The sequence below is a fragment of the Janthinobacterium fluminis genome (assembly GCF_028595325.1).
Taxonomy (GTDB): domain Bacteria; phylum Pseudomonadota; class Gammaproteobacteria; order Burkholderiales; family Burkholderiaceae_D; genus Janthinobacterium; species Janthinobacterium fluminis.
In genome coordinates this window covers 43171-63014 of sequence record NZ_JAQQXR010000008.1, presented here as the reverse complement: position 1 = coordinate 63014, position 19844 = coordinate 43171, and the positions used below count along the sequence as shown (strand labels likewise).

Annotated in this window: 18 protein-coding genes; 6 read left to right on the top strand and 12 right to left on the bottom strand. The window is 65.4% G+C overall.

The window, feature by feature from the left end:
* Nucleotides 1-60 precede the first annotated feature (60 nt).
* Nucleotides 61-999: a LysR family transcriptional regulator gene (locus tag OIK44_RS19265; RefSeq protein WP_273673078.1), complete on the top strand. Its 939-nt coding sequence runs from the start codon at nt 61-63 to the stop codon at nt 997-999.
* Between the two features lie 4 nt (nt 1000-1003).
* Here the strand turns inward: OIK44_RS19265 and OIK44_RS19260 are convergent, their stop codons facing one another.
* Together OIK44_RS19260 and OIK44_RS19255 are read right to left on the bottom strand one after the other, a co-directional pair.
* Nucleotides 1004-2032, bottom strand: a complete 1029-nt coding sequence (locus OIK44_RS19260; protein WP_273673076.1) for an aldo/keto reductase — start codon at nt 2030-2032, stop codon at nt 1004-1006.
* 77 nt (nt 2033-2109) lie between these two features.
* Nucleotides 2110-3327 (bottom strand): MFS transporter, encoded by a 1218-nt coding sequence (locus OIK44_RS19255; protein WP_273673075.1) that lies wholly within the window; start codon nt 3325-3327, stop codon nt 2110-2112.
* 262 nt (nt 3328-3589) lie between these two features.
* On the opposite strand from OIK44_RS19255, the gene OIK44_RS19250 reads away from it, so the two are divergent.
* From OIK44_RS19250 to OIK44_RS19240, 3 genes are all read left to right on the top strand, one after another.
* Nucleotides 3590-6397, top strand: a complete 2808-nt coding sequence (locus OIK44_RS19250; protein WP_273673074.1) for a valine--tRNA ligase — start codon at nt 3590-3592, stop codon at nt 6395-6397.
* Between the two features lie 226 nt (nt 6398-6623).
* On the top strand, nt 6624-7076 hold the full coding sequence (locus tag OIK44_RS19245) for a DUF2147 domain-containing protein (protein ID WP_273673073.1): 453 nt from the start codon (nt 6624-6626) through the stop codon (nt 7074-7076).
* Nucleotides 7077-7329: 253 nt separating this feature from the next.
* The gene (locus OIK44_RS19240; protein WP_273673071.1) at nt 7330-8058 is read left to right on the top strand and encodes a PEP-CTERM sorting domain-containing protein; all 729 of its coding nucleotides are present in this window, start codon (nt 7330-7332) and stop codon (nt 8056-8058) included.
* Between the two features lie 253 nt (nt 8059-8311).
* Here the strand turns inward: OIK44_RS19240 and ruvB are convergent, their stop codons facing one another.
* From ruvB to tyrS, 10 genes are all read right to left on the bottom strand, one after another.
* Entirely contained in the window at nt 8312-9367 is a 1056-nt protein-coding gene (gene ruvB, locus OIK44_RS19235; protein ID WP_273673070.1) for a Holliday junction branch migration DNA helicase RuvB, read from the bottom strand.
* 2 nt (nt 9368-9369) lie between these two features.
* Complete coding sequence (gene ruvA, locus OIK44_RS19230) at nt 9370-9948, bottom strand: Holliday junction branch migration protein RuvA (protein ID WP_273673068.1); 579 nt, start codon at nt 9946-9948, stop codon at nt 9370-9372.
* Between the two features lie 39 nt (nt 9949-9987).
* Nucleotides 9988-10527: a crossover junction endodeoxyribonuclease RuvC gene (ruvC, locus tag OIK44_RS19225; RefSeq protein WP_273673066.1), complete on the bottom strand. Its 540-nt coding sequence runs from the start codon at nt 10525-10527 to the stop codon at nt 9988-9990.
* 143 nt (nt 10528-10670) lie between these two features.
* Entirely contained in the window at nt 10671-12248 is a 1578-nt protein-coding gene (gene purH, locus OIK44_RS19220; protein ID WP_273673065.1) for a bifunctional phosphoribosylaminoimidazolecarboxamide formyltransferase/IMP cyclohydrolase, read from the bottom strand.
* A gap of 100 nt (nt 12249-12348) precedes the next feature.
* Nucleotides 12349-12582, bottom strand: coding sequence for a helix-turn-helix domain-containing protein (locus OIK44_RS19215; RefSeq protein ID WP_017877573.1), 234 nt, complete (start codon nt 12580-12582; stop codon nt 12349-12351).
* A gap of 109 nt (nt 12583-12691) precedes the next feature.
* Nucleotides 12692-13711, bottom strand: coding sequence for a tRNA dihydrouridine synthase DusB (gene dusB / locus OIK44_RS19210; RefSeq protein WP_273673063.1), 1020 nt, complete (start codon nt 13709-13711; stop codon nt 12692-12694).
* 156 nt (nt 13712-13867) lie between these two features.
* Nucleotides 13868-14512 (bottom strand): histidine phosphatase family protein, encoded by a 645-nt coding sequence (locus tag OIK44_RS19205; RefSeq protein ID WP_273673061.1) that lies wholly within the window; start codon nt 14510-14512, stop codon nt 13868-13870.
* A gap of 5 nt (nt 14513-14517) precedes the next feature.
* Nucleotides 14518-15171: a YbhB/YbcL family Raf kinase inhibitor-like protein gene (locus tag OIK44_RS19200; protein ID WP_273673060.1), complete on the bottom strand. Its 654-nt coding sequence runs from the start codon at nt 15169-15171 to the stop codon at nt 14518-14520.
* Between the two features lie 72 nt (nt 15172-15243).
* The gene (gene dtd / locus OIK44_RS19195) at nt 15244-15690 is read right to left on the bottom strand and encodes a D-aminoacyl-tRNA deacylase (RefSeq protein ID WP_273673059.1); all 447 of its coding nucleotides are present in this window, start codon (nt 15688-15690) and stop codon (nt 15244-15246) included.
* A complete protein-coding gene (gene tyrS / locus OIK44_RS19190) occupies nt 15687-16949 on the bottom strand; it encodes a tyrosine--tRNA ligase (RefSeq protein WP_273673058.1) in 1263 nt (420 codons plus the stop codon). Before tyrS ends, dtd begins: the two co-directional genes overlap by 4 nt.
* A gap of 160 nt (nt 16950-17109) precedes the next feature.
* Here tyrS and OIK44_RS19185 point away from each other — a divergent pair, with 160 nt between their 5' ends.
* Together OIK44_RS19185 and OIK44_RS19180 are read left to right on the top strand one after the other, a co-directional pair.
* Nucleotides 17110-18477: a M23 family metallopeptidase gene (locus tag OIK44_RS19185; RefSeq protein WP_273673057.1), complete on the top strand. Its 1368-nt coding sequence runs from the start codon at nt 17110-17112 to the stop codon at nt 18475-18477.
* A 240-nt stretch (nt 18478-18717) separates the two neighbouring features.
* A complete protein-coding gene (locus OIK44_RS19180) occupies nt 18718-19815 on the top strand; it encodes an anhydro-N-acetylmuramic acid kinase (RefSeq protein ID WP_273673054.1) in 1098 nt (365 codons plus the stop codon).
* Nucleotides 19816-19844 lie beyond the last annotated feature (29 nt).

Below are 19844 nucleotides of genomic sequence, written 5' to 3'. Positions count from 1 at the left end.
ACGGGCGGGCGCCGCCCCGCAGTGGCGTAAAGGGCCGCCCGCGCGGCGCGGGGCGGACCGATGCTGACGCTGTCCAGGCACCTGCCCAGCACGCGCACGCTGCAGTGCTACCTCGCCGTCGCGCAGGAACTCAACTTCCGCAGCGCGGCCGAATTGCTGAACATGTCGCAACCGCCGCTGTCGCGCCAAATCCAGGGCTTGGAAGACCTGTTGAGGGTGCAACTGATCCAGCGCGACACGCGCCGGGTCAGCCTGACGCCCGCCGGCGAGGCGTTCAAAATCGAGGCCCACAAATTTCTCGTCGGGCTGGACCTCGCCGTCCAGGAAATGACACGCCAGTTCCACGACGAGCACGCGGCCGCCGACATCGTCCGCATGGGCTTAACGCGCGTCATCAACTACTCCATGATCCCGCGGCTGAGCGCGCTGCTCAACGATCCCGGCTTCGCCAAGGGGCGCCCGCTCGAACGGGCCATGTCTAGGCAGTTGGTCGAGCGCGTGCGCCGCGGCGAACTCGATATCGCCATCGTCGGCGACATCGTCGCGCCCGCCGAGGACTTGCGGGTCGAGTCGGCGGGCTGCGAACCGATGATCGCCATCCTGCCCGAGCGGCACCCCGCCGCCGCCAAGACGGTCGTCGGGCTCGACGACCTCGGGGAGATGCCCCTGTTCTGGTTCTCGCGCACCGACAACCCGGCCTTCTACGACAAGTGCGAGCGCACCTTCAAGCATTACGGCTACACGGCGCCGCGGCGCCTGGAACCGAAGGACTTCGCCATGCTGCTCGCCGGCGTGGCCGCCGGCGAAGGGGTGGCCCTGTGCCCGGAATCGATGCAGGCGACCTCGCACATCGGCGTGGCCTACCGCCCGCTGCCGGCGAAACTGGCGCAACAGTTGGCCATCGAGATGCAAATCGTCTCGCGCGCCAGGGAAACCCGGCCGGCGGTCCTCGACCAGGTCGAGGCGCTGCGCGCGGCCCTGGCCAACGCTGCGCCGTGAGGCATCAGCTGTTGATGCCCCGCATGCCCTCGGCGGCGTAGCGCGCGCCGCGCACCTGCGCCGGCGCCATGGCTTGGTCGAGCCGCAGCAAGTCCTCGGCGCCGAGCGCCAGGGTCAGCGCGCCGAGGTTTTCCTGCAGATAGGCCGAGCGGCGCGTGCCCGGGATAGGCACGATGTGGTCGCCCTTGGCCAGCAACCAGGCCAGCGCCACCTGCCCCGGCGCGGCCGCGTGGCGCGCGGCGACGGCGCGCACGGTGTCCAGCAGCCCCAGGTTGTGCGCCAGGTTGGCCGCCTCGAAGCGCGGATTGCCGCGCCTGAAGTCGCCCTCGGCAAGGCTGGCCGTATCCGTCAGGCGGCCGCTGAGGAAGCCGCGGCCCAGCGGCGAATAGGCGACGAAGCCGATGCCGAGCGCCGCCGTCGTGGGCAGGATGTCTTGCTCGACGTCGCGGCTCCACAGCGAATACTCGGTCTGCAGCGCCGCCACCGGATGCACCCGGTGGGCCCGCCTGAGCGTCGCGGCGGACGCCTCGCACAGGCCGACGTGGGCGATCTTGCCCTCCTTCACCAACTCGGCCAGGCAAGCCATCGTGTCCTCGACGGCCGCCGCCGGATCGAGCCGGTGCACATAGTACAGGTCGATGCGCTCGACGCCGAGCCGCGTCAGCGACGCCTCGCAGCAGCGGCGTATGTATTCCGGCGTGTTGTTGATGCGGCGCGGCGCGGCCGGATCGGCGGGCCGCTCGATGCCGCACTTCGTGGCGATCCGCACGCGCCCGGCCACGCCCTGCGAACGCAGCAGTTCGCCGAGCAGCAACTCGTTGTGGCCGCGGCCGTAGATGTCGGCCGTGTCGATCAAGGTGACGCCGCGCTCGACGACTTCGCGCAGCAAGGTCCGCGAGGCGGCGTCGTCCGACGGGCCGTAGAACTCGCTCATCCCCATGGCGCCGTAGGCGATGGCGGAGACCGCCAAATCCTGGCCCAGCATGCGCACCGGCAGCGCCGGCGGGGTCGTCGTGTGTGTGTCGTTTCTCATCTCTTCTCTCCTCGGGTGGGTGGAGGGGCACCGGCGGCGCCCCGGCAGGGTGTTCTTGCTCACGCTCTCGGCGGCGCTCAGCGCGCCAGCTCCGGCGCGGCCGGCAGCGGCCGGCCGATATTGGCCACCAGCAGAATCGACAGCACGCTGCCCAGGCCGGCCACCACCATCACGGCGGAGTAGCCGCTGCGGCTCAAGACCCAGGCGCCGAGCATGGCACCGGCGCCGATGGCGGCGTTGAAAATGGCCACGTAGACGGCCGACGCCGGCATGGCGGCCGCGCCGGCGGTGCGCAGTATCCACGTCTGGAAGCCGACGAAGATGGCCGAGATGGCGGCGCCCCACAGCGCCAGCATGACGCCGATGCCCGCCACGCCGAGGGTCGCGCCCCAGTAACCGAGGGCGATCAGCGCCAGACTCATCATCGACAAGGCCAGCATCAGGAAGGGGCGCAGATAACGGTCGATGAAAACGCCGGTCAGGAAGTTGGCGGCCAGGCCGGCGGCGCCGAAGCCGAACAGCAGCGCGATCACCAGCGAAGCCTGGATGCCGGGCACTTCGCGCAGGAAGGGCTCGATGAAGGTGAAGGCGGCGAAATGCCCGGTGACGGCGAAGGCCGTGGCCAGAAAGATGCCCCACAGGTCAGCCCGGCGCAGCACGCCGGCCAGCGCCGCGCCGGCGCCGCCGGTGTCCTCTTGGCGGATGCGGGGCAGCACCGGCGCCATCGCCAAGGCCATCACCAGGCTCAGGGCGCCGATGGCGCCGAAAGCCACGCGCCAATTGTTTTGCTGCCCGATGAAGGTGGCCAGCGGCACGCCGATCACGCTGGCGGCCGAGACGCCGCCGAAGACGATCGAAGTTGCCAGCCCGACGTGGCGGGCCGGCGCGATCTGCGCCGCCGAGGCCGCGATGACGGCCCAGAACAGGCCGTGCGCGACGGCGCCGCAGGCGCGCGCCGCCAGCAGCATGCCGAAGCTGTCGGCCAGCATGGCGCCCATGTTAGACAGGCCCAGGCCCAGCATGAGGCCGATCAACAAGGGCTTGCGCGGCAAATTACCCAGGGCGACGGCCGACAACAGGGCGCTGAAGGCGCCGACCCAGGCGTACAGCGTGACGGTGAGGCCGACGGCCGATTCGCTGCGGCCGATGTCGCGCGCGATGGCCGACAGCAGCCCGATCGGCGCCAGCTCGGTGGTGACGATGGCGAAGGCGCCGATGCCCAGGAAGGCGATGGCCAGCCACACCCGCCAGGCGGGGAGCGCGGGAGTGCCGTGTGATAGTGATGTGGTATGCATGGAGATCCTTTTGAAATGAAAAGCGCGCCATCCGCCCTCGCCGCGAAATCGGCCGGGCTGTCAGCGGCGCGCAGTTGCAGCTTTTTTATGCACGTTGCAGCATACAAACCCAACTCTAGAGACAAAACCCGTTTCCTTGAACTGCTTTAAATGCAATACCTTTTAGGTATGAGTGGAGCGGCGGCAAAAATACGCCGCTTCGCCGGCGCGGCCCCAGTCCGGTCATCTATAATGGTGTTTTCGCACATTTACACGCCAAATCATGGAATTAGCCAAGTCTTTCGAGCCCGCCGACATTGAACAATTCTGGCGCAAGGAGTGGGAGCAGCGCGGCTACTTCGCCGCCACACTCGACGCCGACAAACCGTCCTTCAGCACGCAACTGCCGCCGCCGAACGTGACGGGCACGCTGCACATGGGCCACGCCTTCAACCAGACCATCATGGACGGCCTGACGCGCTACTACCGCATGCGCGGCCACAACACGGCCTGGATTCCCGGCACCGACCACGCCGGCATCGCCACGCAGATCGTCGTCGAGCGCCAGCTGGACGCGCAAAAGATTTCGCGCCACGACCTGGGCCGCGAAAAATTCATTGAAAAAGTCTGGGAGTGGAAGGAAAAATCCGGCTCCACGATCACCGGCCAGATGCGCCGCATGGGCACCTCGCCCGACTGGCAGCGCGAATACTTCACGATGGACGCGCCGCGCACGAAAATCGTCACCGACGTCTTCGTGCGCCTGTACGAGCAGGGCCTGATCTACCGCGGCAAGCGCCTGGTGAACTGGGACCCGGTGCTGGGCACGGCCGTGTCCGACCTGGAAGTGGTGTCGGAAGAGGAAGACGGCTCGATGTGGTACATCCGCTACCCGCTGGCCGACGGCAGCGGCCACCTGACGGTGGCCACGACGCGCCCTGAAACCATGCTCGGCGACGTCGCCGTGGCCGTCGACCCGACCGACGAGCGCTACCTGCCGCTGCTGGGCAAGCTGCTCAAGCTGCCGCTGACGGAGCGGGAAATCCCCATCATCGCCGACGCCTACGTCGACAAGGAATTCGGCACGGGCTGCGTGAAGATCACGCCGGCGCACGACTTCAACGACTACGCCGTCGGCCAGCGCCACAATCTCGACAAGATTTGCATCCTGACGCTGGACGCGAAGATCAGCGACGACGCCCCGGCCGCCTACCGCGGCATGGACCGCTTCGCCGCGCGCAAGCAAATCGTCGCCGACCTCGACGCGCAGGGCCTGCTGGAAGCGGTCAAGCCGCACAAGCTGATGGTGCCGCGCGGCGACCGCACCGGCGTCGTCATCGAACCGATGCTGACGGACCAGTGGTTCGTCGCCATGAGCAAGCCGGCGCCGGAAGGCACCTTCTTCCCCGGCAAGTCGATCGCCGAAACGGCGCTGGAAAAAGTGGCCAGCGGCGAAATCAAGTTCGTCCCCGAAAACTGGAGCAACACCTACAACCAGTGGCTCAACAACATCCAGGACTGGTGCATCTCGCGCCAACTGTGGTGGGGCCACCAGATTCCCGCCTGGTACGACGAGGCCGGCAACATCTTCGTCGCGCCGACGCAAGCCGAGGCGCAGGCGAAAGCGGCGGCCGCCGGCAGCAGCGGCCCGCTGCGCCGCGACAACGACGTGCTCGACACCTGGTTCTCGTCGGCGCTGGTGCCGTTCTCGACCCTGGGCTGGCCCGAACAGACGCCGGACATGCAAGCCTTCCTGCCCTCGTCCGTGCTGGTGACGGGCTTCGACATCATCTTCTTCTGGGTCGCCCGGATGGTCATGATGACGGCCCACTTCACCGGCAAGGTGCCGTTCCACACCGTCTACGTGCACGGCCTGGTGCGCGACGCCAGCGGCCAGAAAATGTCCAAGTCGAAAGGCAACACGCTGGACCCGATCGACCTGATCGACGGCATCGGCATCGACGCGCTGGTGGCGAAACGCACCTCCGGCCTGATGAACCCGCGCGACGCGGAAAAGATCGCCAAGGCGACGCGCAAGGAATTCCCGGCCGGCATCAACGCCTACGGCAGCGACGCCGTGCGCTTCACCATGGCCAGCTACGCCTCGCTGGGCCGCAACATCAACTTCGACCTGGGCCGCTGCGAAGGCTACCGCAACTTCTGCAACAAGATGTGGAACGCCACCCGCTTCGTGCTGATGAACACGGAAGGCCAGGATTGCGCGCCGAGCGAAGCGGACCTGTCGCAGGCCGACAAGTGGATCATCTCGCTGCTGCAACGCGCCGAGCTGGACGTGGCCAAGGGTTTCGAGGACTACCGCTTCGACAATATCGCCGCCGCCATCTACAAATTCGTCTGGGACGAGTATTGCGACTGGTATCTGGAAGTGGCCAAGGTGCAAATCCAGCACGGCGACGCGGGCCAGCAGCGCGCCACCCGCCACACCCTGCTGCGCGTGCTGGAAGTGGTGCTGCGCCTGGCCCACCCTATCATCCCCTTCGTCACCGAGGCGCTGTGGCAAAGCGTCGCGCCGCTGGCCGGCGTGCCGCTGGACCCGAACGGCATGTCCATCATGCGCCAAGCCTACCCGATCGCCAACCCGGCCAAGATCGACGAAGGCGCCGAGGCGTGGATGCAGCAACTGAAGGCGCTGACGGACGCCACCCGCAACCTGCGCGGCGAGATGCAGATTTCGCCGTCGGTGCGCGTGCCGCTGATCGTCGAGGCCGGCGACGCGGCCGCCACGGCCGCGCTGCGCAGCTTCGCGCCCTACGTGCAGATGCTCGGCAAGCTGTCGGAAGTGAGCATCGTCGACGCCCTGCCGGAATCGCCGGCGGCCGTATCCATCGTCGGCACCACCAAGCTGATGCTCAAGGTCGAGATCGACATCAAGGCCGAGCGCGAGCGCCTGGCCAAGGAAATCGCCCGCCTCGACGGCGAGATCGCCAAGGCCAGCGGCAAACTGGCGAACGAGAGCTTCGTGGCCCGCGCGCCCGCCGAAGTGGTAGCCCAGGAAAAAGAACGCGTGGCCAACTTCTCCACCACGCTGGCCAAGCTGCGCGAGCAGTTCGCCAAGTTGCCGGCCGCCTGATCCCGCTCCCGGCGCGGGGACGTCCCCGCGATTCGCCGTGCCATGCCGCCCAGCCGTTTGCTGGGCGGCATTTTTTTTGCGCCGGCCGCGCGGCGCGGCCGTGGCGGCGAAAAAAACCGAGCATTTGCTCAGTTTTCCATCCGCAATGGAAACACAGCGCGAACAGTTTGCTACACTAGGCATCGAATAAAACATTCCTTTCAATCACGATATTGGAGACAACACGATGCGCATTTCAGTAAAAGCAAGCTTGCTGGCCGCCGCCCTGGCCCTGTCATCGGCCGCGGCCTGGGCCGACGACGCTTCCCCGGTGGGGCTGTGGAAGAACATCGACGACGTCAGCGGCAAGCCGAAAGCCCTGATCCGCATCACCGAAAGCAACGGCGTACTGCAGGGCAAGCTGGAAAAATTATTCCGCACACCGGAGCAAGAGCAGAATCCGAAATGCGGCAAATGCGAGGGCGCCAACAAAGACCAGCCGATTCTCGGGCTGATGTTCATGTGGGGCTTGAAAAAAGACGGCGACGAATACAATGGCGGGGAAATCCTCGACCCGGACAACGGCAAGGTCTACCGCAGCAAGATGCAACTGGTCGAAGGCGGCAAAAAACTCCAAGTGCGCGGCTACTTCGGCGTACCGATGCTGGGCCGCTCGCAAACCTGGATACGCCAGGAATAAGCGCGACATCGTAAGCAACAATGGGGTCAGGTCTAGACATGGCGGTTTTTGAGGTGAAAACCGCCATGTCTAGACCTGACCCCATTATTGCCATGCGTGGCCAGTTTTTTATTGTGCGGCCAAGAATAAGCAAGGTAAAAACATGCGCCAGATTTTATCTGGAAATTAAAAATAATAATATAAAGTCATTTTTTATTGACAATATTAAAAGGCGATGCTCTACTGCGATAACTAAAATATTACAGGGATAGTAATGAAAAGAGTATTCGGTTTGCTCGCCAGTTTTGCAGTCGCCGCTAGCGCCCAGGCAGCTGTGGTCAGTTACGACTTCACCGTGAGGGTTGACTTAGCGTATCGCTGCTTGAGCGATGCAGGTTGCATGAATCCTTCCTCGGTAGATATGGGGAACGGCGAGGTCATGCTAGGCGACATCGGGCACGGCCGTATCAGTTTCGACACCGAAACACCACAGGCGGGCGTGCAGTACCAGCCGCCGGCGCCACACCGCGGCACGCGTACCCGGTATCAGGGTGCAGTCGCAAGAAATGACTCCTTCCTGCGTCTTGGCGATGCCGGCGCGGTCTTCCAGCAAGATGCACCTCACATTTCCGTCCCCGTGATAGAGGTGGGGAACGATGTCGCTTACGTCGGGAGCTCATTGAACGGCGACCACTTTAATTATTACGCCGCTCAGAACCTGAACAGCTATTTTTCTCAATCACTAGACATTGAATTGTCCGACGCCTCAGGTACCGCTTTGACAGGCGGCGGCATCCCTTTGAGGCTCGACGGCTTGGGATACGGACGCTTCACCTTTTCGCTCAACTCCCCAGGCACCGGGGACTACTCGTATGTCAACGGCACCATCACCTCGCTGACGCTGGCGGCGCCGGTGCCGGAGCCGGAAACCTATGCGATGCTGCTGGCCGGCATCGGCATGCTGGCATGGCGCCGCAAGCGCGCCGGCGCCCGCCCACGCTAAGGGCGGTACAAGGCTCGGCAAAACTCCTGCCGGACTCGGGCATGCTTGCGCAGATGCCGGTCCAGGTTGTTGGCACAGTGTTGCCGGTCGGCCTGGCTAAAGGCCGGCGTGCTGCAAGGAAAAATCGAAAAATTGTTCCGTGCGCCGGACCAAGCAACAATGGGGTCAGGTCTAGACATGGCGGTTTTCACCTCAAAAACCGCCATGTCTAGACCTGACCCCATTGTTGCTATTTGCTACTTGCGCGGCGGTACTACAGGTTCCACAGTTCGCCGTTCGGGCCGGTGCGCGGCGCGCTCACGCCGAAGTGGGCGTAGGCGGCCGGCGTGGCAACGCGGCCGCGCGGGGTGCGCTGCAGGAAGCCCTGCTGGATCAGGTAGGGTTCGAGCACGTCTTCGATGGTGTCTGCCGCTTCGCCGATGGCCGCCGCTAGGTTGCCGATGCCGACCGGGCCGCCGCCGAATTTGAACAGCACCGCTTCGAGCAGCTTGCGGTCCATCACGTCGAAGCCGACCGTGTCGACATCGAGCATCACCAGCGCCTTGTCGGCCACTTCCTTGGTGATTTCGCCGTTGCCCTTGACCTCGGCGTAGTCGCGCACGCGCCGCAGCAGGCGGTTGGCGATGCGCGGCGTGCCGCGGGCGCGCTGGGCGATCTCGCGCGCGCCGTCGGCGGCGATGGGCGCCTTCAGCAGCGCGGCGCTGCGCGTGACGATCTTGGTCAGTTCGCCCGCGTTGTAGAATTCCAGCCGGGCGACGATGCCGAAGCGGTCGCGCAGCGGGTTGGTCAGCATGCCGGCGCGGGTGGTGGCGCCGACCAGCGTGAACGGTTGCAGGTCGAGCTTGACGGAGCGCGCCGCCGGCCCCTCGCCGATCATGATGTCGATCTGGTAGTCTTCCAGCGCCGGGTAGAGGATTTCTTCGACCACCGGCGAGAGGCGGTGGATCTCGTCGATGAACAGGACGTCGTTGGCCTCCAGGTTGGTCAGGATCGCCGCCAGGTCGCCGGGGCGCTCCAGCACCGGGCCGGAAGTCTGGCGCAGGTTGACGCCCATCTCGCGGGCGATGATGTGGGCCAGCGTCGTCTTGCCCAGGCCGGGCGGACCGAACAGCAAGGTGTGGTCGAGCGCCTCCTTGCGCTGGCGCGCCGCCGTGATGAAGATCTCCAGCTGGTCGCGAATTTTTTCCTGGCCGACATATTCATCGAGCTGCTTGGGCCGCAGCGCCCGCTCGATCGCCTCCTCGTTGGACGAGGCGGGGGCGGCGTCGATGAGGCGCGGCGCGCTGAAATCATCGGTTTGAATGCTCATGCTTAGCCCTTGGAAAGCGCTTTCAGCGCCAGTTTAATGCCGTCGGACACGCCGCTGCCGGCCGGAACGCTCTTCAGCGCCTGCAGCGCCTCCTTGTCGGAATAGCCCAAGGCGAGCAGCGCGTTGAGGATGTCGGACTGCGAATCGGCCACCGCGTGGGCGCCGCCGGCGCCGATGTCGGCGCCCAGCTTGCCCTTCAGCTCCAACAGCAGGCGCTCGGCCGTCTTCTTGCCGATGCCGGGCACCTTCACCAGGCGGCCCGACTCCTGCCGCGTGATGGCCTGGGCCAGGTCGGCGATCGTCATGCCCGACAGGATGGACAGCGCCATGCGCGCGCCCACGCCGCTGATCTTGATCAACTGGCGGAACACGGCGCGCTCCTCGACATTGCCGAAGCCAAACAGCAAATGGGCATCCTCGCGGATCGCCTGGTGGGTGAACAGCACGACCTTCTCGCCGACATGGGGCAAATTGTAAAAGGTGCTCATCGGCACATCGACCTCATAGCCGACGCCCTGGCAATCGACCAGCAACTGCGGCGGATTTTTTTCAAGCAAAATACCGGAGAGACGACCTATCATCGTGAAACCTTGTGTGGAAAGACAGTTGGAAAGGATAGTTTAGCCGACCAGGCGGCCACGCTTCATGCGCAAACCGGCCATGCCGGGCGCCAGCGCGCCGATCAAGGCCAGCGCATCATAACTGTTGGCGTGGCAAATGGCGACGCCGAGCGCGTCGGCGGCGTCGCTGCCGGGCAGGCCGGGCAGCACCAGCAGGCGCGACACCATCTCCTGCACCTGCTCCTTGGCCGCCTTGCCGTGGCCGACGACGGCTTGCTTGACCTGCAGCGCCGTATATTCGGCCACGGCCAGATCGGCGCCGACCAGGGCGCAGATGGCGGCGCCGCGGGCCTGCCCCAGCAGCAAAGTCGACTGGGGATTAACGTTAACAAACACCTTCTCGATGGCGGCGCAATCGGGCCGGTAAGTGGCGGCGATCTCCGTAATGCCCTGCAAAATCACCTTCAAGCGCGACGGCAGATCGCCGTCCGACACCGTCTTGATCGTGCCCGACGCGATATAGCGCAACTGATTGCCCTGCTTATCGACGACGCCGAAACCGGTCGTGCGCAAGCCCGGGTCTATACCTAAAATAATCATTGCCCGATTGTACAACTGGGGTCAGGTCTAGACATGACGGTTTTTTCAAATGCAACAATGGGGTCAGGTCTAGACTTGGCGGTTTTTACCTTCAAAACCGCCATGTCTAGACCTGACCCCAGGTTTTTGGCCGACTTGGCTAATTAATGGCGGAAGTGGCGGGTGCCGGTGTACAGCATGACGACGCCGCGCTCGTCGGCCGCGTCGATCACTTCCTGGTCGCGCATCGAGCCGCCCGGCTGGATGACGCAGCTGGCGCCGGCGTCGACGACGACGTCGAGGCCGTCACGGAAGGGGAAGAAGGCGTCCGACGCGACCACCGATCCGGCCAGCGCCAGGCCGGCGTTTTGCGCCTTGATCGAGGCGATGCGGGCCGAGTCGATGCGGCTCATCTGGCCGGCGCCCACGCCCAGCGTCATGTTGTTGCCGCAGAAGACGATCGCGTTCGACTTGACGAACTTCGCCACGCGCCACGCGAACATCAGGTCCTGCAACTGCTGCTGCGTCGGTTGCAGCTTGGTCACCACCCTCAAGTCGCCGAGCGCGACGTTTTTCGCGTCCGGCGACTGCACCAGCAAGCCGCCGCCGACGCGCTTGTAGTCCATCGCGTTGCCGCCCTGGCCCAGCGGGATTTCCAGCATGCGCACGTTTTGCTTGCTCGACAGGATATGTTTCGCTTCGGCCGAGAACGAGGGCGCGATCAGCACTTCGACGAAGAGCTTGGCGATCTGCTCGGCGGTGGCGCCGTCGAGTTCGGTGTTGAAGGCGATGATGCCGCCGAAGGCCGACGTCGGGTCCGTCTGCAGCGCGCGCGCATACGCTTCGGCCGCGTTGCCGCCCAGGGCCACGCCGCAGGGATTGGCGTGCTTGACGATGACGCAGGCGGCGCTCTGCTCGAAGCCGCCCAGGCTCTTCACGCATTCCCACGCGGCGTCGGCGTCGGCGATGTTGTTATACGACAATTCCTTGCCCTGCAACTGGCGGTAGTTGCCCAGCGCGCCTTCGCAGACTTGCAAGTCGCGGTAGAAGGCGGCGCTCTGGTGCGGGTTCTCGCCGTAGCGCATGTCCTGCACTTTCTCGAAGGCGACGTTCAGCGTTTGCGGATAGGCGCCGCGGCTGGCGTGCTCCTTGGTCGGGCCCAGGCTGGTCAGATAGTTGGTGATGGCGCCGTCGTACTGCGCCGTGTGCGCGTAGACTTTCTTGGCCAGCATGAACTTGGTGTCGTAGCTGACGGCGCCGTCGGCCGCCTTGATCTCGGCCAGCACGGCGGCGTAGTCGCTCGGGTCGCAGAGGACGACGACGTCCTTGTGGTTCTTGGCCGCCGAGCGCAGCATGGTCGGGCCGCCGATGTCGATGTTTTCGATCGCGTCTTCCAGCGTGCAACTGTCTTTCGCCACGGTCGCCTGGAAGGGGTAGAGGTTGACGACCACCATGTCGATGGTCGGCATGTCGTGCTCGACCAGCTTGGCCATATGCTCGGGGAAGTCGCGGCGCGCCAGGATGCCGCCGTGCACTTTCGGGTGCAGCGTCTTGACGCGGCCGTCCAGCATCTCGGGGAAACCGGTGTAGTCGGCGACTTCCGTCACCGGCACGCCGTTGTCGGCGAACAATTTGGCGGTGCCGCCGGTCGACAGGATGTTGACGCCGAGCGCGGACAGGGCGCGCGCGAAGTCGAGTACGCCGGTCTTGTCGGAAACGGAGATGAGGGCTTGTTTGATCATGGCAGTGGCTAGGTGGTTGAGTATTCGGTGGGACGGTGGCGCGCTGGCGCTGCGGCGCCCGTGGCGCGCTGCGCAGCGCGGCCACCGGCGGCGACTCGCCTTACAGCAGGCCGTGCTCTTGCAACTTCTTGCGCAAGGTGTTGCGGTTGATGCCCAGCATCTGCGCCGCGTGCGACTGGTTGCCGTCGGCGCGCGTCATGACGACTTCGAGGATCGGCTTTTCCACGGTCAGCACGACCATGTCATAGATATTCGACGCTTGCTGCTCGCCCAGGTCGTTGAAATACTCCTCAAGACTTTTCTGGACAACTTCCTGGATACTTTCTTTACTCATTTTACGGTTCATTCGGCTAATTGATGTGTCATGACGCTGTCTTCGTGCCGCTCTAAAACGCGTGACGGTAAGGCGCTTGCCCTTTGCTGCCGCGGTGTTCAGACCGCTCTTATGCTGTTGCCACTGCTTCCCCGGCGAGGCGGTATTGTAACCGTTCGCCAAAACTCCATTGCGACTCAAAGAATTGATCGACGGCAATTAACTGCGCCGCCGTCGACTCCAGCAGATTCATTTCCTGGCGGAATTGCTCGCCGCCCGGCAACTCGCGCACATACCAGCCGATGTGCTTGCGCGCCGTGCGCACGCCGAGGAACTCGCCGTAGAAGGCGTAATGGGCGCGCAAATGCTCGTCCATCAGCGCGCGCACCTCGTCCACATACGGCGCCGGCAACAGCGTGCCGGTGCGCAGGAAATGCTCGATTTCGCGGCAGATCCACGGCCGCCCCTGGGCCGCCCGGCCTATCATCACGGCGTCGGCGCCGGTCTGGTCGAGCACCAGGCGGGCCTTTTGCGGCGTCGTGATGTCGCCGTTGGCCACCACGGGGATGCCGGCGGCCGCCTTGACGGCGGCGATGGTGTCGTACTCGGCGTCGCCGCGGTAGCCGTCGGCGCGCGTGCGCCCGTGCAGCGTCAGCATGGCGATGCCGGCCTGCTCGGCGATGCGGGCGATGCGCAGCGCGTTCTTGTTGTCGCGGTCCCAGCCGGTGCGGAACTTCAAGGTCACCGGCACGTCGACGGCGCCCACCACGGCGTGCAAGATCCTTTCGACCAGGCTTTCGTTCTGCAGCAGCGCCGAGCCGCACCAGCTGTTGCACACCTTCTTGACCGGGCACCCCATATTGATGTCGATGATCTGGGCGCCGCGGTCGACGTTGAACTTGGCGCAGTCGGCCAGGTCCTGCGGGTCGGCGCCGGCGATCTGCACCGCCTTCGGCTCCATTTCACCGTCGTGGTCGGTGCGGCGCGTGCTTTTTTCCGTGGCCCACAGGCGCGGATTCGACGCCGCCATCTCCGAGACGGCATAACCGGCGCCCAACTGCTTGCACAACTGGCGGAACGGCCGGTCGGTCACCCCGGCCATGGGGGCGAGGAAAACGTTGTTGCGCAGAATGTGAGGGCCGATTTGCACTGGCGAAACCTGAAATGATGGGGGAACCCGCTATTTTAACCGAGGTCCTGCTCAAATAATAAGCACTATTTTTTATTGGACAAGCATGTTGGCCCGGCCGGCGGTTATGACACAGTCTGGCAAGCGGCGGGAGCGCAAGCGGCCGCGGCGCCCGCCTCAACCCAGCTCGTCGATCGCCGGCGCGCCCAGGTGGCCGACGTCGCCCCATTCCGTCAGCGTCAGCTTGCCGGCGCTGCAGACGAAGCGGTTGACGCTGGCGTTCTTGACCTGGAAGTCGCGCGGGCTGTCGAGCGACATGCCGACGGCCGCCCGGTAGGCGCACTCCAGCACGCCGCCGTGGGCGACCACGGCGATGGTCTGGCCGGCGTAGCGGCCGGCCCAGCGCACGACGCCGTCCACCGCGCGCCGGTAAAACTGGCGGAAGCTTTCCGCCGTCCGCTCGCCGGCCGGCATCACGGCGTCGATGTGGCGCGCCTGCCACTCGAGATACTCGGCCGGATAGCGCCGGGCGATGTCGGCGTACAACATGCCCTCGAAGGCGCCGTAGCAGCGCTCGCGCAGCATGGCGTCGGTTTGCAGCGCGATGCCATGCTGGCCGGCCACCGCCTGCGCCGTCTGGCGCGCCCGCTGCAAGTCGCTGGAAATGACGGCCGCCAGCGGCGCGCCGGCCAGCGCTTCGCCCAGCGCCGCGGCCTGGCGCAAGCCTTCGTCGTTGAGCCCAATGTCGATGTGTCCCTGCAGGCGGCGCACGGCGTTCCACGCCGTTTCGCCGTGGCGTATCAATAAAATCGTGGTGCTCATGCAGTCTATTTTTTCAAGGTAAGGGCCAGCTCGGGGTGAAGCGAGTAGGCGCCGATCAGTTGCGCTTCATCAAGGATGTGGCCGTGCACGGCCGCGCGCGCCTGCGCGCCGGTGAACCCGGGCGCCAGTTCCAGGCGGGCGACGTCGAGCGCATACAGCCGGAATAGATAATGATGGATGCGTTCGTCGTTCCACGGCGGACAGGGGCCATCATAACCGTAATAGTCGCCGGCCATCGCCGCATCGCCGGCGAACCAGTTGCCGAAGTCGTTCAAGCCCTGGCGCAGGGGCAGGTCGGCCGCGCCCTCGGGCTTGCCGTCCGGCTTGCCGCGCGGCGTCACCCGCGCGGAAAACGCGCCGGCCTCGAAGCGCCGCAGCGCCACGGGAATGTCGACCACGCTCCAGTGGAAGAAATCGCCGCGCGGCACATGCGGCGCCAGCGTGCGCCCTTCCCGGTTGGCGTCGCCGGCGACCAGCGGCGCGTCGGCGTCGATGCAGAACAGGGCCAGCGATTCGGTGCCGTTGGGCACCTCGTCCCAAGCCAGGTGGGGGTTGCGGTTGCCCGCCGGACGCATCCGCGTCACCGCGTCGACCGTGGCGAAGGCGTAGTCGGCGGGAATGAGACCGCAATCTCGGAAGGAATCGCTCCACAGTTTCATCCGTACCCCGCTAGTTATTGATATTTTTGCGGAGGCTCCGGCGCATTCGTTTGCGCGCGCGCAAGGAGCCTACTATTTAGGGTCGACCTGCAACCAGAACGTGACAGGGCCGTCATTGGTCAGCGACACCTTCATGTCGGCGCCGAAACGCCCCGTGGCGACCACGGCGTGCCGCTGGCGCGCCTGCCCCACCATGTAATCGAACAGCCGCAAGCCGTCCTGCGGGCTGGCGGCCGGGGTGAACGAGGGCCGCGAGCCGGACTTGGTGTCGGCCGCCAAGGTGAATTGCGGCACCAGCAGCAGGCCGCCGCCGACGTCGGCGACGCTGCGGTTCATCTTGCCGGCGGCGTCGCCGAACACGCGGTAGCCCAGCAACTTGGTCAGCAGCAAGTCGGCCTCCCTTTCCGTGTCGCCCCGCTCGGCGCACAGCAGCACCAGCAGGCCGGCGTCGATGGCGCCGATGCAGGCGCCGTCGACGGCGACGCTGGCGTGGCTGACCCGCTGCAGCAGTGCGATCATGCGGACAGGGTGACGCGGGCGAACTTGCGCTTGCCCACTTGCAACACGAAGGTGCCGGCCGCGACTTTCAATGCCTTGTCGCTGATGACGACGCCGTCGATGCGCACGCCGCCCTGCTCGATCATGCGCATCGCCTCCGACGTCGACGGGCACAGGCCGGCCTGCTTGAGTAATTGCGGCAAGCCCTGCGGCGCGCCGCCCAGGCTGACCTCGGCCACGTCGTCCGGAATGCCGCCCTTGGAGCGGTTGACGAAGTCGGCCAGCGCGTCCTCGGCCGCCTGGCGCGAATGGAAGCGGGCGACGATTTCCTGCGCCAGCGCCACCTTGGCGTCGCGCGGGTTCCTGCCGCCCTCGACCTCGGCCTTCAGCTGCGCCAGCTCGGCGATCGAGCGGAACGACAGCAATTCGTAATAGCGCCACATCATCGTGTCGGAAATGCTCATCAGCTTGGCGAACATGGTGTTGCCCGGCTCCGTGATGCCGATGTAATTGTTCTTCGACTTGGACATCTTCTCGACCCCGTCCAGGCCCTCCAGCAGCGGCATCGTCAAGATGCACTGCTGTTCCTGGCCGTACTGCTTTTGCAGCTCGCGCCCGACCAGCAGGTTGAACTTCTGGTCGGTGCCGCCCAGTTCCAGGTCGGCCTTCAGCGCCACCGAATCGTAGCCCTGCATCAAGGGGTAGAGGAATTCATGGACCGAGATCGGCACGCCTTCCTTGTAGCGCTTGGTGAAATCGTCGCGCTCGATCATGCGCGCCACCGTGTAGTGCGAGGCCAGCTGGATCATGCCGCGCGCGCCCAACGGGTCGCACCACTCGGAGTTGTAGCGGATTTCCGTCTTCGCCGGGTCCAGCACCAGCGAGGCCTGGGCGAAATAGGTCATCGCGTTGATCTCGATCTGTTCCTTGGTCAGCGGCGGGCGCGTGATGTTGCGGCCGGACGGATCGCCGATCATCGACGTGAAGTCGCCGATCAAAAAGATCACCTGGTGGCCCAGGTCTTGCAGCTGACGCATTTTGTTCAGCACCACGGTGTGGCCCAGGTGCAAGTCCGGCGCCGTCGGGTCCAGGCCCAGCTTGATGCGCAGCGGCACGCCGCTCTGTTCGGCGCGCGCTAATTTCTGCGCGAATTCGCTTTCGATCAATAACTCATCGACGCCACGCTTGGTGATGGCGAGGGCTTCTTGTACCCTGTCCGACAGCGGCAATGCGGTCTGGACGGCGGCGGCCTTCTTAGGCGTTGCGGTGGAGATATCCATATATATAGTTTGGCGACTTAATCGCGAAATGGTGGTAGGTTTGCGGAGTTTGTTATAATGCCCGATCCCATCAATCTTGCCGAATGAAAACGAACCAAAACAACAACAATAAAGAGCAATAGTTCACGAATCGTTCAAGCGGCAAATTTTAACTGATTGCATGAACCCAACCAAATCATTCACAAGCTCGCGCTTGTACACACTGCTAGGATCGACGCGCAAGGCGCGCATCATCAGCGCCTCGGCGCTGCTGCTGGCCGTGTGCGCATTCGGCGCAGCCGGTGTCGCGCCGCTGGCGCCCGACGCCTCCGACCTGCCGGTGAAATCCGTCTCGCAAACACTGGAACTGCCGAACCTGGGCGCGCAAATCACGGCGCTCGAGCACGACGACCAGAAATTCGTCCACGAAGAAAAAGTCCGCGCCGGCGACACCCTCGCCGCGCTGCTGACACGACTCGGCGTTGACGATGCGGCGGCCGCCAACTTCATCAAGACCGACAAGATCGCCCGCGGCGTCATGCTGCTCAAAGCGGGCAAGCGCGTGCAGGCGCAGACGGCCGAGGACGGCCGCCTGCAATGGCTGCGCGCCACGGTCAGCGAAGGCAAGGACAGCGCCGTCAAGAACATCCTGGTCAGCCGCAAAGGCGACAACTTCGTCGCCACCGAAGTGGCGGCGCAGCTGGAGCGGCGCGTGGAAATGCACGCGCGCAACATCACCTCGACGCTGTTCGCGGCCACCGACTCCAGCTCCGACGGCACGCGCCTGCCGGACACGATTTCGGCGCAAATCGTCGAAATGTTCTCGACCAATATCGACTTCCGCTCCGACCTGAAGCGCGGCGACCATTTCAACGTCGTCTACGAAACCTTCTGGCAGGATGGCGAAATGGTCCGCGTCGGCCGCATCCTGGCCGGCGAGTTCACCAACCGCGGCACCACCTACCAGTCCGTGTGGTTTGAAGACCCGGCCAGCAAGCAGGGCGGCGGCTACTACAGCTTCGACGGCAAGTCCCTGAAAAAAGCCTTCCTCAAGTCGCCGCTGGAATTCTCCCGCATCTCGTCCGGCTTCTCGATGCGCGTGCACCCGATTTCCGGCAACTGGAAACAGCACAAGGGCGTCGATTTCGCCGCCCCGACCGGCACGCCGATCCGCGCCTCCGGCGACGGCGTGGTCGACTCCGTCGGCGTGCAAGGCGGTTACGGCAACATGGTTGTGCTGCAACACTGGGCCAACTACTCGACCGCCTACGCCCACATGAGCCGCTTCGCGCCGGGCATGAAAAAAGGCATGAAAGTCAGCCAGGGCGACATCATCGGCTACGTCGGCACCACCGGCTGGTCGACCGGCGCCCACCTGCACTATGAATTCCGCGTCAACAAGCAAGCGACCGATCCGATGTCGCTCAATGTGCAGGCGCAGGCGCCGCTGACGGCCGCCGAACTGAGCCGCTTCCGCATGGTATCGGCCGACATGATGCACCGCTTCACCCTGCTGCGCCCGAACGGCGCGGCGCTGGCAGCACGCTGATCCCTCCCGCCGCCCGCGTCGACCGACGCGGGCGACTGCCTTCCCCTTCCCAAGCAATACACTGCATGCGCAGCCGGCACCCGCGCCAGGATGCTCCGCGCCCTTTTTTTACCATGCGAAGCCAAATCTTGGCATAATTGAATCAATAACTGGCATGGCGGGGGCGAATCCGCCCACGCCGCGGCCCCGCTCAGGCAAAATACCGCCATTCGACAATTCTGAACTAGCAAGGACAAGCGCATGGCTCTCTATATCGGTCTGATGTCCGGCACCAGCCTGGATGGCGTCGACGGCGCCCTCGCCGATTTCTCCGGCGACAGCACCCGCACGCTGGCGGCCGCCTACATCCCCTTTCCCGCCGCCCTGCGCAGCGACCTGATGGCGCTGCAAAGCGCCGGCCACAATGAGATCGAGCGCGAGGCGCTGGCCGCCAACGCCCTGGCGGCGCGCTACGCCGACTGCGTGGCCGCGCTGCTGGCCGAGGCCGGCGTGGCGGCCGGCGCCGTCCGTGCCATCGGCGCCCACGGCCAGACCATCCGCCACCGCCCCGAGCTGGGCTTCACGCGCCAGAGCAACAATCCGGCCCTGCTGGCGGAGCTGAGCGGCATCGACGTCATCGCCGACTTCCGCAGCCGCGACGTGGCCGCCGGCGGCCAGGGCGCGCCACTGGTGCCGGCCTTCCACCAGGCGCAGTTCGGCAAGGCTGGACAGACCCGGGTGGTCGCCAACATCGGCGGTATCAGCAATATCAGCGTGCTGCACGGCGACGGCGCGGTGAGCGGTTTCGACACCGGCCCCGGCAACGCCTTAATGGATGCGTGGACCGCCCGCCACCTGGGCCGCGACTACGACGCCGACGGCGCCTGGGCGGCGGGCGGCAAGGAAATCCCCGCGCTGCTGGCGGCGATGCTGGCGGAGCCGTATTTTGCCTTGCCGGCGCCCAAGAGCACGGGCCGCGACCTGTTCCACCCGGACTGGCTGGCCGCCATGCTGGCCGCCTTCCCCGCCGCCGCGCCGACCGACGTCCAGTTCACGCTGACCCGGCTGACGGCGCTGACGCTGGCGCAGGCGATCCGCGCATACGGCGCGCAAGCGGATGCGGTGTATATCTGTGGCGGTGGGGCTTACAACGGCACGCTGATGCGCGAACTGGCGGCGGCGCTGGACGGGCAGGCAACGGTGGCATCGACGGCGGCGCTGGGGGTGCCGCCGAACCGCGTCGAGGCGCTGGCGTTCGCCTGGCTGGCGCAGCGCTTCACCCAGCGCGCCGATGGCAATCTGGCGGCGGTGACGGGGGCGCGCGGCGGGCGCGTGCTGGGCGCCCTGTATCCGCGCTGAGCGCGGACGCAAGAAAGCGGCGGAGCGGC

Coding starts and splice junctions, on each gene's coding strand:
- ruvA (WP_273673068.1), bottom strand. CDS start 9,948: ATGATAGGTCGTCTCTCCGGTATTTTGCTTGAAAAAAATCCGCCGCAG.
- OIK44_RS19250 (WP_273673074.1), top strand. CDS start 3,590: ATGGAATTAGCCAAGTCTTTCGAGCCCGCCGACATTGAACAATTCTGG.
- OIK44_RS19260 (WP_273673076.1), bottom strand. CDS start 2,032: ATGAGAAACGACACACACACGACGACCCCGCCGGCGCTGCCGGTGCGC.
- OIK44_RS19180 (WP_273673054.1), top strand. CDS start 18,718: ATGGCTCTCTATATCGGTCTGATGTCCGGCACCAGCCTGGATGGCGTC.
- purH (WP_273673065.1), bottom strand. CDS start 12,248: ATGATCAAACAAGCCCTCATCTCCGTTTCCGACAAGACCGGCGTACTC.
- OIK44_RS19185 (WP_273673057.1), top strand. CDS start 17,110: ATGAACCCAACCAAATCATTCACAAGCTCGCGCTTGTACACACTGCTA.
- OIK44_RS19245 (WP_273673073.1), top strand. CDS start 6,624: ATGCGCATTTCAGTAAAAGCAAGCTTGCTGGCCGCCGCCCTGGCCCTG.
- ruvC (WP_273673066.1), bottom strand. CDS start 10,527: ATGATTATTTTAGGTATAGACCCGGGCTTGCGCACGACCGGTTTCGGC.
- OIK44_RS19205 (WP_273673061.1), bottom strand. CDS start 14,512: ATGAGCACCACGATTTTATTGATACGCCACGGCGAAACGGCGTGGAAC.
- dtd (WP_273673059.1), bottom strand. CDS start 15,690: ATGATCGCACTGCTGCAGCGGGTCAGCCACGCCAGCGTCGCCGTCGAC.
- OIK44_RS19240 (WP_273673071.1), top strand. CDS start 7,330: ATGAAAAGAGTATTCGGTTTGCTCGCCAGTTTTGCAGTCGCCGCTAGC.
- ruvB (WP_273673070.1), bottom strand. CDS start 9,367: ATGAGCATTCAAACCGATGATTTCAGCGCGCCGCGCCTCATCGACGCC.
- OIK44_RS19215 (WP_017877573.1), bottom strand. CDS start 12,582: ATGAGTAAAGAAAGTATCCAGGAAGTTGTCCAGAAAAGTCTTGAGGAG.
- OIK44_RS19255 (WP_273673075.1), bottom strand. CDS start 3,327: ATGCATACCACATCACTATCACACGGCACTCCCGCGCTCCCCGCCTGG.
- OIK44_RS19265 (WP_273673078.1), top strand. CDS start 61: ATGCTGACGCTGTCCAGGCACCTGCCCAGCACGCGCACGCTGCAGTGC.
- tyrS (WP_273673058.1), bottom strand. CDS start 16,949: ATGGATATCTCCACCGCAACGCCTAAGAAGGCCGCCGCCGTCCAGACC.
- OIK44_RS19200 (WP_273673060.1), bottom strand. CDS start 15,171: ATGAAACTGTGGAGCGATTCCTTCCGAGATTGCGGTCTCATTCCCGCC.